Genomic DNA, 16,426 nt, shown 5'->3' with positions numbered 1-16,426 from the left:
TTTTTAAAAGAAGTTAGTTCCGTTAATTCAAAGTGGTTCGTCTTAGTGAGTGAAGTGTGAATCCCGCAATATCACACACAGATAAGACAATAAAATCATTCAACGGGAACTAATCATGCAGATACAGGAACTCAGAGGTTTCAGAAAGCTGGCACTGTCAACAGCGATAATTTCAGCGATGAGCGTGCAGGCTTATGCTCAGGAAACGCCTGCCGGCGACGGGCAGGAGAAAATTGCTGAAGAGCAGCGGATGGAAAAAATAGCTGTTGTAGGTTCCAAGATCGGCAGTGAAAGAACGGAGGCAGCATTACCGGTTGCGGTTATCGGGCAGGAAGCCATCGAAGCACTTGGCTCTGTAGACGGTAACGAACTGATAAGAAGTATGCCTCAAATGGGGGATATTACCTGGAACGAGTCTTTTATTCCGGGAAGCAGTAACGCCGCTCGCGGCGACATGGGCTCGATGAACCTGAAAGGGATGGGGGCGTCAAATACATTATTGCTGGTTAACGGACGTCGTTCTGTTATTCACCCCACAACCGCTACGGTTGACGGCAGTGTGTCGACAACCACATTTAACTCCAACGCCATCCCCATGTATGGTTTGGATCGCATCGAAATTTTACTCGACGGTGCCGCAGCGATTTATGGTTCAGACGCCATCGCAGGGGTTGTGAACGTTGTGACGAAAGATAATTTGCAGGGCGGGGCCGTTAAACTGAAATATGGTCAGGCGCAGGGCTCTAATCGTTCGGATCTGGATTTAACCGGTTACTACGGCACAGATATCGACAACGGCAAAGGTAATTTCTCGTTGATGTTTAATGCCTTTCACAGAACGGCACAGAAAGCTTCCGATATGTGGTTTACTGAAACCTCTGACCGGCGGGATTTTCTGCCGGGTACCGATCTCGCCGGCACGGCTGCGCTGGATGGCCGCAGTTCCTATACGCCATGGGGTAATTATCTGGCTCCCTATCAGATTTATCAAAATGGCGAAGCGATCACCACAGCTTCAGGTTATTTTCACTCAGAACTCGCCTCATCCTCTGACTGTCTGACAGAAGGCAGCACCAGTGAAACCTGTTATGCCTCCGGCACTGTTCCCACAGATTACCGTTCCGACAGTGCACGTGAAGACAGTTATGTGACCCCTCAGGTCACACGGATGAACCTGTTCTCAACCTTTAATTACTTTATCAATCCTGATCTTGAATTCTTCGGCGAAGCCGGGATCTATGCCGCGGAAAGTAAATACATGAGCGGACCGTCTGTGTTTTCAAGTTCCCAGGTGGTTTATATTCCTGCCAACGCGTATTACAACCCGCTTGGTGCGACTTACCTGGAAGATGGTACACTGAATCCAAACCGTGTTGCCGGCCTGGATAACGTGCCGGAAGAAGGTCTCGATTTACGCATTCTGGCTTACCGGTTCACCGACATCGGCAATATGGAAGTTAATGTGGAGAATCGTCAGTACCGCCTGCTTTCCGGTTTGCGAGGATGGTTTGGCAGCAACTTCGAGTGGGAATCTGCCGTTCTTTATTCGCAGGGTAAAGCCCGTGATGAATCTGAAGTGATCAATGTGAATGATATGGTGACTGCCATTTCAGGTACAACAGCAGATGCCTACAACATTTTCTCCGGCGGTAACACTTCCCACGTGAACTACGGCCACAGCGGATTTAACAGCGAAGAAGTCATTAACTCATTTATCGATATCTCTGTGCGGGAGAGCACCTCTCAACTGGCATCCTGGGATTTTAAAATCAATAACTCTGAACTGATGAGTTTACCTGCAGGTGATCTCGGATTTGCCGTCGGTATAGAAGTGCGTTACGAATCATTGAAAGATGACCGCGATCCTCTGGTTGATGGCACAGACCCTTATATTAACTGGTATACCGGCGAGTCCTTCAACAGTAATCTTGGGGGCTCAAGCCCTACGCCGGATTCTTACGGAAGCCGTAATGTAAAATCGGCCTATGTTGAACTGGCGGTTCCCATCGTCGGGCCTGATTTCGGTATTCCGCTTATGCAAACCCTTGATATGCAGTTAGCCGGACGCTATGAGAGCTACAGTGACGTAGGCGATATTTCTACCCCTAAAATTGCGCTGGCCTGGGGCGTCGATGAAAACCTCACTCTACGGGGTTCGTGGTCAGAAGGGTTTAAAGCACCGAACCTGGAAGTACTGAACGCTTCTGAAATGGCGAGATATAACACCCGTACTGACTACATTTACTGTGAAGCTGCGCTGAGACAAGGTGCCATCGAAAATTATTCTGCCTGTACTGACAGCTATGCGGTGACCTGGCATATGGCTGGTAACAGTGAACTGAAACCGGAAACATCAACAAACCAGTCATTTGGTTTCCAGTTAATTCCGCAGTTCCTGCCAGAAGACTGGGGTAACTTCCGTATCACACTGGATTTCTGGGAAATTCAACTGGATGACCAAATCGGTGTCGCCCACTCTCAGGACGTATTGATTTACGATCTTTACTTACGTACCGTTGAAGGCACATCTGATCCGCGGATTATCCGTGCTGACCCGACGCTGGACGATGTGGCCCGCTTCGAGGGGACAGGGCTGGATCCTGTCGGCGAAGTGCTTTACATGAATACCAACTACTCCAACCTGAACTCATTGAAAGCTAAAGGGATGGACTTTACGTTTGACTGGCGAAGTGTGGCGACAGACTTTGGCCGGTTTAACCTGAACTTCAGTGCATCGCAGCTGCGCAGCTTCCAGCAGGAACTGACACCGCAAATGCAAACAGCCAAAGCAGCACAGGAAGCGGGTTTGCTGGACTCTTTCATCTCGATTACATCTTCTGATGAAGTGGGTCAGGACGGCATGAAGCCTGAGTGGCGGGCAACCACACGTTTTAGCTGGAATTACGAAGATTTTGCATACCGTATTTCAGCCATATACACCGACAGTGTGGTAGATGGCCGTTACGCCAACGGTGATGATTTCGTTGTACCATCAACAACGTTGTGGAATACGTCGTTCCAGTACGAGCTGGATGAATCCACCTTTGGCGGACTTATCGTGGAAGCCGGTGTGAAAAACCTGTTTGATAAAAATCCGCCGTTAAACTCATCGGGCAATTATCTGGCTAACCTGTATCTGCCTTACAAACGTTACTTCTATGCCAGTATCGAAAAGCAGTTTTGATAACGCTGCCTTATAAGGTGTTATAACCTCAAAACCTTCAACCGGGGGAGTCATTCCCCGGTTTATTCCTGTCGCGTAAAAGTTACACAATTTCCACTGTTCATCATTAATGCAGTCGTCGTCTTATTACCTGATTCTTTTCTTTAATGTTTTTTAACACATTGTAAGTATTAGCTTTAATGACATGCTCAGATAGGGCTGTCCGCTATTTCCCCATTTGGCATTTACCATGCATCTCTTAAATATGCACTGTGTAAGCAGTGTACTTTATGTTCAGTCAGCGGAGGTCATTATGACGATCAATCAGTTACCAGCTACAGCACTCGAAGAGCTTGAGGCCAGAAGACGGGCTGAAGAGCGGGGCGTGAGTGAGTCGTCGTCAGTTGTCTCTCCGGCTGAGCGGGCTGAAGAGGTCCGGAACAGTGAGCGCGAGGCGGATGAACGTCAGCAGGAAATACGTCGCGAAGAGCGACTGGAACAGGAGTATCGTCAGGAAGCGCTGCAGGAGGAACGTCAGCGTGAAGCATTCAGGCGCGAAGAGCGTACGGCAGTGATTGAAGAACGTCAGCTCCGGCGGGAAGAGGACCGGGAAGCGTTGTTGCGTGAAATAGAAGCCCGTCGTGAAGAAAGAAGGCAGGAAGCGTTGCTTCAGGAAGAGCGCCTGGCCTCATTGCAGGAAGAACAAGTTCAACTCAGAGAGCAACGTTTACAGCTGCAGCAACAGTCGCAGACGCGGCAACAGGAAGCGTCAGAGCAAGCTGATATTGAGAGTTCGCAGGCGGATGAGCCGGCATCACAGGAAGAAATTAACGAAACGATTCAGTTGCTCCGTGCCGAGGTGGCCGTGCTGCGTCAGTTGCAGAACATCCGCGACAATGAGCAGGTTTCGCAAGACTTACAGGAAGCTTCACAGGCGCTTGAACAGCAAACTGGCAGAGCTGCTAACCAGCTTCAGACCGGTGCCAACCGGCTGGGAAATTTCATTGATTCGGTGAGCTGATTAATTTAAGCGGGCATCAGGGAAACCGCAGAAAGTGAAGACATTCTACGATATCCAAACTGTCAGGCCCCGGCAATTTAATTAAGACTTACGCATCCGCTTGCTTTGTGCAGCGCGCTTTTCGTTACGCTTTTCTTTTCTGTCGTGTTTGTCAGGGGTCGCTGAGCCATCCTTAAAGCGTTGTTTCCGGGCGGCTTTCTTCGCCGCTTTTTTCGCTTCGGCTTCTGCGATTTCTATCTTCTCTTTTTCCAGCATAGCGGGCGTTTCAAGTGTGATCCGGCCCAGTTTTCCGGCTTGCAATTCGGTGAGGAGTATTTCACTGATTTTATGCAGGTTCACACGGCCACCTGTCATGATTGCACCACGCTTGCGGGCGGCATCTTCGAGAAATTCAATCTCTGTCTCTGCTATTTCATCCAACTTAAAGCGGTCTTTCAGTACGTCCGGATAAGCTTTGATCAGATAGTCGGCGGCGTAAAATCCCACGTCATCAAACTCCATTGCGGTGTTCTTAACCGCGCCGGATGCAGCCAGCCGGTAAATGGAATTTGGGTTTTCCTGCTTAGGCCACAGTACCCCCGGAGTATCGAACAGAATAATGCCGCTGCCCAGATTGATCCGTTGCTGGGTTTTGGTGACCGCCGGTTCATTACCGGTTTTAGCAATCACTCTGTCAGCCAGAATGTTTATCAGCGTCGATTTACCCACATTAGGGATACCGGTGATCATGGCGTGAATGGCTTTACCGGGGCCGGCTTTCTGAGGAAACATGTCTTTCAGCATACTCAAAATGTGCTTAGTGTTTCCCGGCTCTCCCGTATTGGTGGTGATGGTGCGCACGCCCCGTTCACTTTCAAGGTAAGCCTGCCATTCCGCGGTCAGTTCAGGATCGGCCAGATCAAACTTATTGAGGATTTTCAGGCAGGGCTTATCGCCACGAATTTTAGCGATTTCGGGATTTTCGCTGGAGTAGGGGATGCGGGCATCCAGTACTTCAATCAGCACATCAACCTGAGATAAGGTTTCTTTTATTTCTTTCAGGGCCTTGTGCATGTGCCCCGGGAACCAGTGTAACGCCACGATATTCTTTCATTCAGCCGGATTTGGCCGTAGTTTACTTCATTTCTGTACAAAATGCGGTGTTATTCAACGGGTCATCAGAAGGGGCGGGACGGGAACTGGTCGTAAATGGTCAGATAAGCGATTGTTCGCGGTAAGTCCCTGTGGTCTGTACCGCGAACAATCAATGCACAAAGCGGTGCGGATCAGAAATACGCTTTCTTTACCGAGTCATGAATGACAATAAATGCCGCCTGTATATCGTCTATCAGTTGATGCAGCGCATCCTGTTTAAGATCTCTGGTTTCAAGCTCCATGAGCATGGCAGATATTTCTTTGACCTTGCTGGTGATGTCCTGCGGTTCAGGTAGTTCCGACAGACATTTTTCCACCTGGCCCAGAGAATGGTTAATGCTACGGGGAAAGGACTTCCGCTTTAACAGGAATTCCAGAATGTCAGCCCGCTGAACCCGTAAGCGCATTTCCTGCCGGTATACCTGATAGGCCGATAAAGACTTCAGTACACCCATCCACTGGATATTTTCAAACGCAGAGTGCTCTTCTGACACATCAGGGAGCAATGACGCTGACCGTACATCGATGATTCGGGTGGTCATATCACAACGCTCAAGATGCCTGCCAAGTCGCAGGAAGGCATAAGCCTGATCGCGGTTCATGGTGCCGCCGACAAGACCGGTGATTGTCTGGTTACCTTTTATTACTTTGTTTAAACAGGTGAAACGGTGACGACGGGTCAGTACGCTCTGGCTGTCAGCCTTCGCCTGCAAATGGACGTTATTGATTTCCTCCCAGGCTTCAGACGGAATGATTTCCCGCACAATGCGCGCATTTTCCCGTGCTTCTGCCAGCGAATTAATGATAGACCCGGGATTACTGGTGTCGGTTACCATAAAACGGATAACACTTTTTTCATCAGCCGTTTCATAGTTTGCATAGAAACTCTCGCGGATGGAAAGCATATCCACAATCGGTTCCCAGCCCAGGGTGACACTTCTGGGTAAATCCAGTAACAGGTGAGTATTCACCTGAATCAGGCGCGCAGTATTCTCAGCCCGTTCAAGATAACGGGCCATCCAGTAAAGATGATTGGCAACACGTGACAGCATCTTATTCGTCCTCCATGTCAACAATCCAGGTATCTTTACTTCCTCCGCCCTGGGAGGAATTGACCACAGTAGAGCCTTTTCGCATTGCTACCCGGGTCAAACCACCTGTGGTAACAGAAATATCGCTGCCTGATAAAATAAACGGACGCAAATCAAGGTGCCTTGCTTCGGCTTTATTATCGATTAATGTGGGCGCTGTAGACAGCAACAGCATAGGTTGTGCAACATAATTGCGGGGATCGCGGCGAATGAGCCTGACAAACTTTTCCCGTTCTGCTTTAGTTGCATGGGGGCCGATTAACATGCCGTAACCGCCGGATTCGTTAGCGGGCTTAACCACCATCTCATCAATGTGTTCGATGACGTAGTCACGCTCATCTTTGTTAATGCATTTGTAAGTAGGCACGTTTGGCAGCAGGGGTTCTTCATTCAGATAAAAGCGGATGATGTCAGGCACAAAGGCATAAACCACTTTGTCGTCTGCCACACCGGCGCCGGGCGCATTCGCCAGCCCCACATTGCCAGCTTTCCAGGCGCGCATCAGCCCGGGCACACCAAGCATGGAGTCTTCACGGAATACTTCAGGGTCGAGAAACGCATCGTCGATACGGCGGTAAATGACATCTACCCTGGCCAGCCCTTCTACTGTGCGCATATAAACTATATCGTCGTCGCCCACTACAAGATCGCTGCCTACCACCAGTTCTGCACCCATTTGTTGAGCCAGATAGGCGTGCTCAAAATACGCAGAATTATAGATACCCGGGGTGAGTACAACGATTTCCGGTTGCTTCGTCTTTCGGGGAGAAAGCTGGCACAGCATGTCGTAAAGTTCTGACGGATAATCATCTACCGGCAGGATGTTGTGCTTTTCAAACATGTCAGGAAAAACCCGTTTCATAACATGACGGTTTTCCAGCATATAAGAGACGCCGGAAGGGACCCGCAGGTTATCTTCCAGCACGTAAACGGTGCCGTGCTGATCGCGGACTAAATCTGAGCCGCAAATATGTGCCCACACGCCGTGTTTAGGTTTAACGCCAAGGCATTCCGGGAGGAAGTTCTTTGACTGGGTAAGAATGTCTTCGGGAACGATACCGGCATCAAGAATTTTCTGCTCGTTGTACAAATCGTCGATAAACATGTTCAGCGCTTTTACCCGCTGTTTCAGGCCAAGCTCAATTTGTGACCATTCTTTTTTATCGATGATGCGGGGAATAATATCGAATGGCCAGGCCCTGTCGATGGAGCCTTCCTCCTCGGTATAAACGGTAAAGGTGATCCCCATCACGTGGATTGCCGTACTGGCGGCCACCTTATATTCCTCGATATCTTTATCTGATAAGTCTCTTAAATAAGAGCATAGTGATTTTGCCGCCTCTCTTGGCTTATTACGGCCTTGAATCAGCTCGTCATAAAACGGGCCGGTAGCATAATTTCCCCATCTGATTGCCATGGCCTGATCCTTCATTTTTTTGTGTTTTATTTATACTCATCTAATCGTGTTTCTGACCAAAAATCAATCGCTAATATGTCAATTTAGTGACAAGATTTTGATTGCGTATCTTGCGCCGGGCATGCATGCTTAGCCCCATGCTATATTATGTATAATCACTTTTGAGAAAGGTGAATTGTGACTTATTGTCTTGCTATAAAAGTAAACAAAGGACTGGTGTTTGCTTCAGATTCCCGTACCAATGCGGGTGTGGACTACATTGCGACGTACAGCAAAATGTGGCGTTTTTGCTGGCCCGGCGAACGCTCTATTGTGTTACTGACTTCCGGAAGTCTGGCAACGTCTCAGGCGGTGGTGAATGCCATCAAGCGTGATCTGGAAAATCCGAAAGCCAAATTTAATTTGCGCGCCGGAAAACATCTTCATGAACTGGCGGATTATGTTGGCAAGCTGAGTCAGGCAGAGCAGAAGCAACATGCCGAAGCCATGGAAAGATCAGGCAGCAGCAATGAGTCTAATTTTATCATTGGTGGTCAAATCGCCGGTCAGCCTCATGAGATTTTTCTGATTTATCCGCAGGGCAATTACATTTCTGCGTCAGACGATACGCCGTATCTGCAAATTGGTGAGAACAAGTATGGCAAGCCTATTCTGGACAGAATTTTATCCGGTGCCACGTCGCTGGAAGATGCTGCCCGCTGTGCCATCGTATCGCTGGATTCCACCATCCGCAGTAATATTTCGGTAGGGCCGCCGGTGGAGCTGGCTATGCTGACAGCAAATCAGGTGGAAGCGCCGTATCATCAAACGTTTACCCTGAACAGCCCCATGTATAAATCCATGCAAAAGCAATGGACTCAGGGGCTGAAGCGCACGTTCAACCGCTTACCCCGTTTTGAATGGGAAAAAAAAGCTGAAACAGGGCCCGCACAAAAGTAATCTTAAAGCCGCTGATGCAATAAGTCGTGTATGAACGACAACTTTTCAAGCGCCGGGTAGGATATGACAAACGGATATGCGTCGTCCTGCCCCATGCTGCGGTTCAGGGCATTTAACACTGTGGTCAGCCTGCACCAGTCTTCAAATATTCGCTGGAAATCCGTTTCACTCGCACGCCGGTAAGTTTCTGCCAGCGGGTTACCCAGGCGGTTCTGCAAAATATTGATGCTGTATTCGGTAGCAGTTTCCAGCGTGTCCACAATGTGCAGATAGTGCGCCCAGCTCTCAGCCCAGTCTTCCCAGGGGTGCATGCTGGCATAGGCGCTTATCCATGACGACTGCCAGCCCTGAACCGGCCCGTTGGCGTAATAGATCTGCATTGATTTGGTGTAATCCTGTCGTTCATCGCCGAACAGGCTTCTGAATTTTTCCAGATGAGGGGAATTCTGGACCAGCGTATCCCAGTAATAGTGCCCGGACTCATGACGGAAATGACCGATAAGTGTCCGGTAGCGCTCATTCATCTGTTCACGCATTTTAAGACGTGAAGCGTCTTCAGCCTCTTTGAGGTTTAAGGTGATAACGCCGTTACAATGCCCGGTGATGACCGTTGATTTTACAGTGAGCTCTTCGCCATATTCGTCTTCCTCCGTTTCATCCTCAAGAAAGCGGAAGCGAAGTTCGTTTGCGTTTTCAACACCGTGTTTCCACACGTCCAGCCCCAGTTTACTTAAGGTGTAAATTAACTGGCGCTTGGCCTTCTCCATACGGAACCATAATGACAGGTTGTCCGGTTTGGACAGATCCGGAATGGTTTCCGTTAACTGACAGGACTCGCACAGCGAATGGTCCTCTTCTGCTGGAATCAGCCAGTTACATACCTGATACTCACTGTAGTTGGTACAGGGGCGGTACGCTTTACCGTTCAGACAACTTATCCAGTGACCGTTGTCATCAATTTCACAGGCAGATAACGTCATTTCCTGACTGATGAAGCCCACCGGCCGCTGGCAGGACAAACAAGTTGAGTTGGCGAAATACAGAGTGTTGCCACATTCGCACTGGTAGTTCTTCACGGTTAAACCTGACTAAACGAGCTGTATAAAATGTATAGCATGTTTACGCGAATAAAGATTGCACGGCTATGAAATAATTCCTGTTTGAGACAGATTAAATGTAAACGTAGATCAACGGATCTTCGGGGGCCATGAACTGACGGTTATGACTATGTACCACGGCTTTACATTTTTCGCCGTTCATCACACAGCACACACCGTTAAGCGGCAGGCCCTGTTGTTTAAGCCATTGCGGTTGAAAAGACATCAGCGGTTGTCCGGCTTGAACTTTCTCACCGGCTTTTACCAGACGCATGCAACGCTCGCCCATCAAAGCGTGACCAGCCGGCAGGAGGTTAATGTGTAGTCTGAGCCCGTGACGGGTTTTAATGGTGACCGCATAGCCGGTTTCGGGAATACTTTCTATCAGGCAATCTGCCGGTGCGTACAAAGTATGCCCTGCGTAGGTAAATGCCAGTGACGGGCCCCACATACCGGCGGCATAAAGCGGTGCATTAATCGACGCCAACTCTGTACGGGTGCCGTTAAGCGGCGCACCCAGAATAATTTCGCGATTGAACGAGGCCGGTTTTTCAGAAGTAAAATTCATGCAGGGATGCCGCTATTGTCCGACGATGGTGTAGCCATCCTCCTGCAGTGCAGTAACGGCGTCATGCAGTTTGTCCGCTTTGACCAGAAAAAAATCTGTGTCGAATGTAGAGACTATAAACATACTGACTTTGGCTTTTGCCAGCACTGTCCCCAGGTTCGCCATGATCCCTACCATGGACAATTCAAGGGGGCCTAATAATTCAAGCGCCCGCCAGCCTTTATCAGATTCCAGTGACACAAGATTAACAGAGGAGGGCACGACAACTGACAAGGTATCTTCCGTCTTGCCAATGAAAAATAAATCACTGTTCAATACCGGAGCCGGAATGGCGGAATTAGGATCGAAGGCATGGATAGTAAATTCACCGTCAATGACGGCTAACGTCTGCTTTTTCATTTTCTGATGTCGTCCGGAACATGTCATATTATTAAATCATCATACTTGAATAACTTCTACGTGTTATCCACTTTATCTGTGGATAAGTTTGTTGAGTAGTATGTGTGTGAATTGTAACTACATGAAATTGCTTGATAAAAAATACTGGTCAAACAATGGTCAGTGGATAACTATTGCCATAGTTCAAGCATTTTCCACAAGCTGTGTCTACCTTTGTGTGAAAAAAATATTGGAAAAAACAGGGTTTTCTTTAAGCTGTGTGTATTGACACTTCATATTTAGTCTGGAGCAAATCATGAGCGACTCAGCAGGTGACTGGCGGGATTTAACAGTAGCAGATGCAGTGGAAACCAGCACCTTTTATGAAAAGGTACTGGGATGGCAGAAAGAGCCGCTGGACATGGGCGGCTACAATGACTTTGTTATGAAAGACGCAGACGGACAGGTAAAAGGTGGAATTTGTCACCGGAAAGGCCCGAATCAGGACGTGCCCGCAGGTTGGATCCCGTACTTTACCACCGGTGAGTTTGATGAAGCTTTATCGCAGGTTACGGCATGTGGCGGGGAGCAACTGACTGCCGTAAGAACACACGGTACGGCAAGGTTTGTGTATATCAAAGATCCCTCCGGCGCCTGTTTTGCACTTTACAGCGATGGCAGCGGGTCCTGATTCAGTAAAGGATTTTGCGGTCATGACATGACCGCCATCAACTGCTAAAGTACTCACAAATAAAAAGAAGTGAAGGGATAACACGTTGACTGCGCCACTGAATATTTACGCTGGCCCGGGCGCACTGGCCACATTAAAGGAGCACGGTTTCTATCCGCTGCTGTTCAATTACTTCCTCGGCGCGTCCGGCGGACCTAAATGGTTCGTTCTGGCGGGTCTGGATCGGGTGCTGTTCCCGGAATGGTTCGATGAACGGGGAGGGCAGGTGCAGGTGATTGGCTCATCTGCCGGGGCATTCAGAGCTGCATGTGCTGTCCAGAGAGATCCACTGGCGGCCATCAACCGGCTGGCACACCATTATTCACACACTGTGTATTCTCCCAAACCGTCAGCAAATGAAATTACCGTTAAAGCCCGTGAACTCATCAGTCATGTGCTGGGTGAAGAGGGAATTGACGATATTCTGCTGAACCATCGTTTTAAGGCGCATATCTTCGCCGTACGCTGTCATCGGGCCATGGCATCGCGGGGGCGCATTACCCAGTTCCATGGCCTCGCCATGAGTGCTGCTGCCAACGCCGTTTCAAGACGTGGTCTTAACCGCTTTTATACCCGTCATATTTTTTCCGCACCGGACAGCGATTTTACTGTTCACGATCCGTACAACCTGAACACTGAACGGACAGAACTGAGTATTGTGAATACCCGGGATGCGTTACTGGCATCCGGCTCTATTCCTCTGGTGCTGGAAGGGGTAGAGAAAATCGTTGATGCACCTGAAGGGGTGTACAGGGACGGCGGTATCACCGACTATCATTTTGACTTGTCTTTCGGTCCCCGTGAAGGGCTGGTGCTTTATCCGCATTTTTATGACAAGCCGGTACCGGGCTGGTTTGATAAAGGCCTGAAAAGACGGGTACCACACCGCAGCAGTTACGATAATGTGGTGATGCTCGTACCGTCGGCAGAATTTGTTTCATCTTTACCTTACGGCAAAATCCCTGACAGAAAAGATTTCGATGCCCTTGACCCGCAAACCCGCATCAAATACTGGCAAACCGTACTTAGCGAGACCGACAGGCTGGGCGAGTATTTTATGGATATTACTGCCAACGGAAAAATCATGGATGAAATTAAGCCACTGCCTTTTCCAATGCTGAACGATTAACAAAAGCTAACACAGAAAGCCCGTTTTTTATTCACAGAAGCGGGCTGCTATTCTCTCTTTGGTTCCTCATCTTTCTGCTCCCTGCTGGCAGATCTTTTCATGAGTTAGCACGGCTTCAGCAAGATATGCCAAATAGCTCCTGCACAGTCAGAAACACCTGTCGACCGTATTTTATCTATGGCAGTCTTGCCTGAAACAACGAATGAAATGATTGAAGTGTCTGTGCTGCAATCAATTCCTGAGCATGAGAACGATAAAAATGACAACAATGCAAACTTCTGCGGCGAACCATGCAAAACGTATCGCGTCTATTGATATCCTCCGGGGACTAGTGATGCTGTTTATGCTGGTGGATCATGTTCGCGAACGGTATTTCTATCATCAGCAGGTTGGTGATCCCATGGACGTGGACGTTACCAGCCCGCAATTATTTTTTACCCGGATGAGTGCCCATTTCTGTGCACCGGTATTTGTATTTCTTACCGGATTGTCTGCGTGGTTATACTCCCATCCGGCGAACAAGCCTGCACGCTCTGCAACACCGTTCTTATTTAAACGGGGTCTGTTCATTGTTTTCATTGAGATTGCAGTGATCAACTGGCTGTGGATGGGCACCTACGATACATTGTGGTTGCAGGTAATGTGGGCGATTGGCGTGAGTATGGTTGTACTTTCTGTGCTGTGTCACTTACCGGCAAAACTGATTCTGGCACTGGGTCTGTTGATTGTGTGCGGACATAACCTGTTATCGCCAGTCAGCTTTGCGCCGGGGGAAACTGGCTACACCCTGTGGGCTATTTTGCATGACCGGGGATTTATATTTACCTCAGAAGCCTTCCGTATTAAAGCGTCTTATCCCGTACTGCCGTGGATAGGTGTGATACTGCTGGGTTACAGCATGGGGCCGGTATTTTCCCGCAATGTTGCCTCGCCGCAGCGTAAAAAAGTATTGCTGGGTCTGGCTTTATCCATGTGGGAAGTGTTGCTGGTCTTGCGGGGCTTCAATATCTACGGAGAAGACATGCCATGGGAAACGCAGGCAACGGCCATTCAGACCGCGATGGATTTCATTAATTTTACCAAATATCCGCCGTCACTGGATTTCGTGTTACTCACCCTGGGCGGGGCATTTTTAGTTTTGTTTGCATTAGATACAGTGAACAATAAATTCACACAGGTCATTGAGTCATTTGGCTCAGCACCCATGTTTTTCTATATCGTGCATCTGTTTGTGCTGCTGGTCAGTTACAACCTTGTACTTGATCTGGCCGGTCCGAACTATGGCGATTTATTTGCTTTTGATTATGTCTGGCAGGTATGGCTGGTCGCGGCCTTTATGGCAGTAGTGTTGTATTTCCCCACAAAAGCATTTTCACGCTTTAAACACAACAGTACGAACCCGCTGGTTAAATATTTCTGATGTAGTAACCACCTTATTTCCCCTGCGTTTTTGCGTGGGGGAAGTCCGCAAAACCAATGTTCTCTTTCCTGCCTCAAAAGGTGAAACACTATTCATCTGAGTGAAAAACCAGTTGTCAGCGCCGGTCCTTCCGTTAGTATAAATTTAATGCTGAATTAAGCTGCAAGGTGCCACGTAGCAAAGTATCAGATAGCTGAAATTGCTTATGGTCAGCTACAACCGGCACTCCCACACCTATAAAGATAAGGAACAGATCATGACGTTGAAAACGGTTGCAGGTGTGGCCTGCTTTGTCGGGCTGTCATTCACCACTGCCGCATCTGCTGCGAGCTTCACAATAACCAGCGAAGACATGGCAGCAGGGGAACCCATGTCCAAAGAGCAGGAATTCAAAGGTTTCGGGTGTGACGGAGATAATTTGTCCCCACAGCTTTCATGGCATGATGCACCGGCAGGAACAAATTTCTACGCACTCTTCGTATACGATCCGGATGCACCTACCGGAAGCGGCTGGTGGCACTGGCAGGTAGTCAATATTCCGGCTAGTACCACTGAATTACCCACCGGCGCGGGCAGTGCAGGGAGTATGGTATTACCGGAAGGCAGTATGCAGATAGTGAATGATTTCGGTTATGCCGGCTTTGGCGGAGCGTGTCCGCCTGAAGGACATAAAGCGCACCGCTATCAGTTCACGGTATTCGCATTGCCGGAAAAATTGTCACTGCCGGACAATCCGTCAGGCGCACTGACAGGGTACATGGTGAACATGAACGCATTAGGAAAAGCCACTCTGGAAGTGACTTATCTGCGCTGAGTGACGTAATTATCAGCGCAGGATTGATCAGCAAGGGAAAAGCGGGTGTTAAAACCCGCCTTCACAGAAGTAAGCAATATATAAGAAGTCATCCAGGCCGTAGTGAGAGCCTTCACGGCCATAGCCTGATGCTTTGATACCGCCGAATGGTGCCTGTTCGCTGGCAACCGCACCTTCATTGACGCCAATGACACCAGCCTGCAGAGCACCTTTCAACCGGTGGATCCGGTAATGGTCACGGGTGTAGAAGTATGCCGCCAGACCATATTCGGTATTGTTAGCTTCTTCAATGGCTTCACTTTCTGACTGAAAACGGAACAGAGGAAGCACCGGTCCGAACGTTTCTTCAGAGAACAGGCGCATGGCATTGTTTGCGTCGGCAATGACGGTGGGCTCGACGAACAGGGTGTCGTCAGACGCTTTATTCCCGCACAGTACAACGCCGCCTTGTTCCACCGCGTCGGCAATATGGGCGTTAATTTTGTCCACAGCCTTTTGATTTATCATCGGGCCGATACGGGTATCTTCGTCCAGAGGGGAGCCCACTTTTAACGCCGCTACTTTGTCCGTCAGCCGGCTGGCAAATTCATCATAAATACTGTCTTCTACATAAATGCGGTTAGGACATACGCAAGTCTGCCCGCCATTTCTGAGTTTTGCAGCCATTAAGCCTTCAACCGCCGCATCTAAATCTGCATCAGCGAACACGATAAAGGGCGCATTGCCGCCTAATTCTAAAGACAGCTTTTTCAGCGTACTGGCACAGCGCTCCGCCAGATAGCGGCCTACCTGCGTTGAACCTGTGAAGCTGAGTTTTTTCACTAACGGATCTTTAAGCCAGGCATCAACGGCAATAGCCGTTTGTTCGCGACTGGCTGTGACCACATTCACCACACCCGGCGGGAAGCCCGCCATATCGATAAGTTTTGCCATCATCAGTGCAGTCAGCGGGGTATCTTCTGCCGGCTTAACCACTACCGTGCAACCGGCCGCCAATGCAGGCGCAATTTTCCTCGCCAGCATAGCAAACGGGAAATTCCATGGTGTGATAACCGCAACAACGCCCACCGGCCGCTTTTCAACAGTTTGCACTTTGCCGCTGCCAGCTTCAGGTAAAATATCGCCCCGAAGCTGCATGATTTGCTGAGAAAACCATTTTACGTAAGAAGCGCCATAGGCAATTTCGCCTTTTGCTTCCGCCAGCGGCTTACCCTGTTCTGTGGTCATGGTAAGCGCAAGATCATCAATATTTTCGTTGATGACTTCGTACCATTTCTCAAGCAGTGTGGCCCGCTCACGGTGACTGGTTTTACCCCAGCTCTGAAATGCTTTTTGTGCAGAGCGGGCAGCATGGGCGGCATCAATGGCGTCACTGTCGGGCGCACTGGCAATCCGTTCACCTGTGGCCGGATTGATAACCGGATACGTCATGCCGGAAATTGCATTCTGCCACTTTCCGTTAATGTAGTTTTGCGTGCTGAGTAGTGTCTTATCTTTCAGTGTCATTCCTGTTTCTGTCGTCACG

General features: G+C 49.1%; 14 protein-coding genes. 7 read left to right on the top strand and 7 right to left on the bottom strand.

All coding sequences use genetic code 11. The annotated features are described in order from the left end of the window. The first annotated feature begins 115 nt into the window (after nucleotides 1-115). Together J3369_RS12650 and J3369_RS12645 are read left to right on the top strand one after the other, a co-directional pair. On the top strand, nucleotides 116-3,184 hold the full coding sequence (locus J3369_RS12650; protein ID WP_349587376.1) for a TonB-dependent receptor plug domain-containing protein: 3,069 nt from the start codon (nucleotides 116-118) through the stop codon (nucleotides 3,182-3,184). 292 nt (nucleotides 3,185-3,476) lie between these two features. Next, nucleotides 3,477-4,184 carry a coiled-coil domain-containing protein gene (locus J3369_RS12645; protein ID WP_349587373.1) on the top strand — a complete coding sequence of 236 codons (708 nt, stop codon included), beginning with the start codon at nucleotides 3,477-3,479 and terminating at the stop codon, nucleotides 4,182-4,184. A gap of 81 nt (nucleotides 4,185-4,265) precedes the next feature. Here the strand turns inward: J3369_RS12645 and ylqF are convergent, their stop codons facing one another. From ylqF to J3369_RS12630, 3 genes are all read right to left on the bottom strand, one after another. Then, entirely contained in the window at nucleotides 4,266-5,264 is a 999-nt protein-coding gene (gene ylqF, locus J3369_RS12640) for a ribosome biogenesis GTPase YlqF (protein ID WP_349587370.1), read from the bottom strand. Nucleotides 5,265-5,449: 185 nt separating this feature from the next. Beyond that, a complete protein-coding gene (locus J3369_RS12635) occupies nucleotides 5,450-6,370 on the bottom strand; it encodes an alpha-E domain-containing protein (RefSeq protein WP_303574092.1) in 921 nt (306 codons plus the stop codon). A gap of 1 nt (nucleotide 6,371) precedes the next feature. Continuing rightward, nucleotides 6,372-7,826, bottom strand: coding sequence for a circularly permuted type 2 ATP-grasp protein (locus J3369_RS12630; protein WP_349587368.1), 1,455 nt, complete (start codon nucleotides 7,824-7,826; stop codon nucleotides 6,372-6,374). Between the two features lie 177 nt (nucleotides 7,827-8,003). On the opposite strand from J3369_RS12630, the gene J3369_RS12625 reads away from it, so the two are divergent. After that, nucleotides 8,004-8,765: a proteasome-type protease gene (locus J3369_RS12625; RefSeq protein ID WP_349587366.1), complete on the top strand. Its 762-nt coding sequence runs from the start codon at nucleotides 8,004-8,006 to the stop codon at nucleotides 8,763-8,765. Between the two features lie 2 nt (nucleotides 8,766-8,767). Here J3369_RS12625 and J3369_RS12620 read toward each other — a convergent pair whose 3' ends face one another. The 3 genes from J3369_RS12620 to J3369_RS12610 all read right to left on the bottom strand — a co-directional run bounded on the left by J3369_RS12620 (nucleotide 8,768) and on the right by J3369_RS12610 (nucleotide 10,829). After that, the gene (locus tag J3369_RS12620) at nucleotides 8,768-9,841 is read right to left on the bottom strand and encodes a zinc-binding metallopeptidase family protein (RefSeq protein ID WP_349587363.1); all 1,074 of its coding nucleotides are present in this window, start codon (nucleotides 9,839-9,841) and stop codon (nucleotides 8,768-8,770) included. A 94-nt stretch (nucleotides 9,842-9,935) separates the two neighbouring features. Next, nucleotides 9,936-10,430: a PTS sugar transporter subunit IIA gene (locus J3369_RS12615; protein ID WP_349587360.1), complete on the bottom strand. Its 495-nt coding sequence runs from the start codon at nucleotides 10,428-10,430 to the stop codon at nucleotides 9,936-9,938. Between the two features lie 12 nt (nucleotides 10,431-10,442). Further along, nucleotides 10,443-10,829: an ACT domain-containing protein gene (locus J3369_RS12610; RefSeq protein ID WP_119501701.1), complete on the bottom strand. Its 387-nt coding sequence runs from the start codon at nucleotides 10,827-10,829 to the stop codon at nucleotides 10,443-10,445. Nucleotides 10,830-11,124: 295 nt separating this feature from the next. Between J3369_RS12610 and J3369_RS12605 the strand changes: the two genes are divergently transcribed. From J3369_RS12605 to J3369_RS12590, 4 genes are all read left to right on the top strand, one after another. After that, nucleotides 11,125-11,499 carry a VOC family protein gene (locus J3369_RS12605; RefSeq protein WP_119501700.1) on the top strand — a complete coding sequence of 125 codons (375 nt, stop codon included), beginning with the start codon at nucleotides 11,125-11,127 and terminating at the stop codon, nucleotides 11,497-11,499. Nucleotides 11,500-11,584: 85 nt separating this feature from the next. Continuing rightward, nucleotides 11,585-12,667 (top strand): patatin-like phospholipase family protein, encoded by a 1,083-nt coding sequence (locus tag J3369_RS12600; protein ID WP_349587356.1) that lies wholly within the window; start codon nucleotides 11,585-11,587, stop codon nucleotides 12,665-12,667. 259 nt (nucleotides 12,668-12,926) lie between these two features. Then, nucleotides 12,927-14,087: an acetyltransferase domain-containing protein gene (locus J3369_RS12595; protein ID WP_349587353.1), complete on the top strand. Its 1,161-nt coding sequence runs from the start codon at nucleotides 12,927-12,929 to the stop codon at nucleotides 14,085-14,087. Nucleotides 14,088-14,343: 256 nt separating this feature from the next. After that, complete coding sequence (locus tag J3369_RS12590; RefSeq protein WP_349587350.1) at nucleotides 14,344-14,901, top strand: YbhB/YbcL family Raf kinase inhibitor-like protein; 558 nt, start codon at nucleotides 14,344-14,346, stop codon at nucleotides 14,899-14,901. 48 nt (nucleotides 14,902-14,949) lie between these two features. Here the strand turns inward: J3369_RS12590 and J3369_RS12585 are convergent, their stop codons facing one another. Beyond that, entirely contained in the window at nucleotides 14,950-16,407 is a 1,458-nt protein-coding gene (locus J3369_RS12585) for an NAD-dependent succinate-semialdehyde dehydrogenase (protein ID WP_303574157.1), read from the bottom strand. Nucleotides 16,408-16,426: the final 19 nt, after the last annotated feature.

Source organism: Alteromonas sp. NFXS44 (assembly GCF_040148705.1).
In the GTDB taxonomy this organism is placed as follows: domain Bacteria; phylum Pseudomonadota; class Gammaproteobacteria; order Enterobacterales; family Alteromonadaceae; genus Alteromonas.
This window is presented reverse-complemented; position numbering and strand designations above follow the sequence as displayed.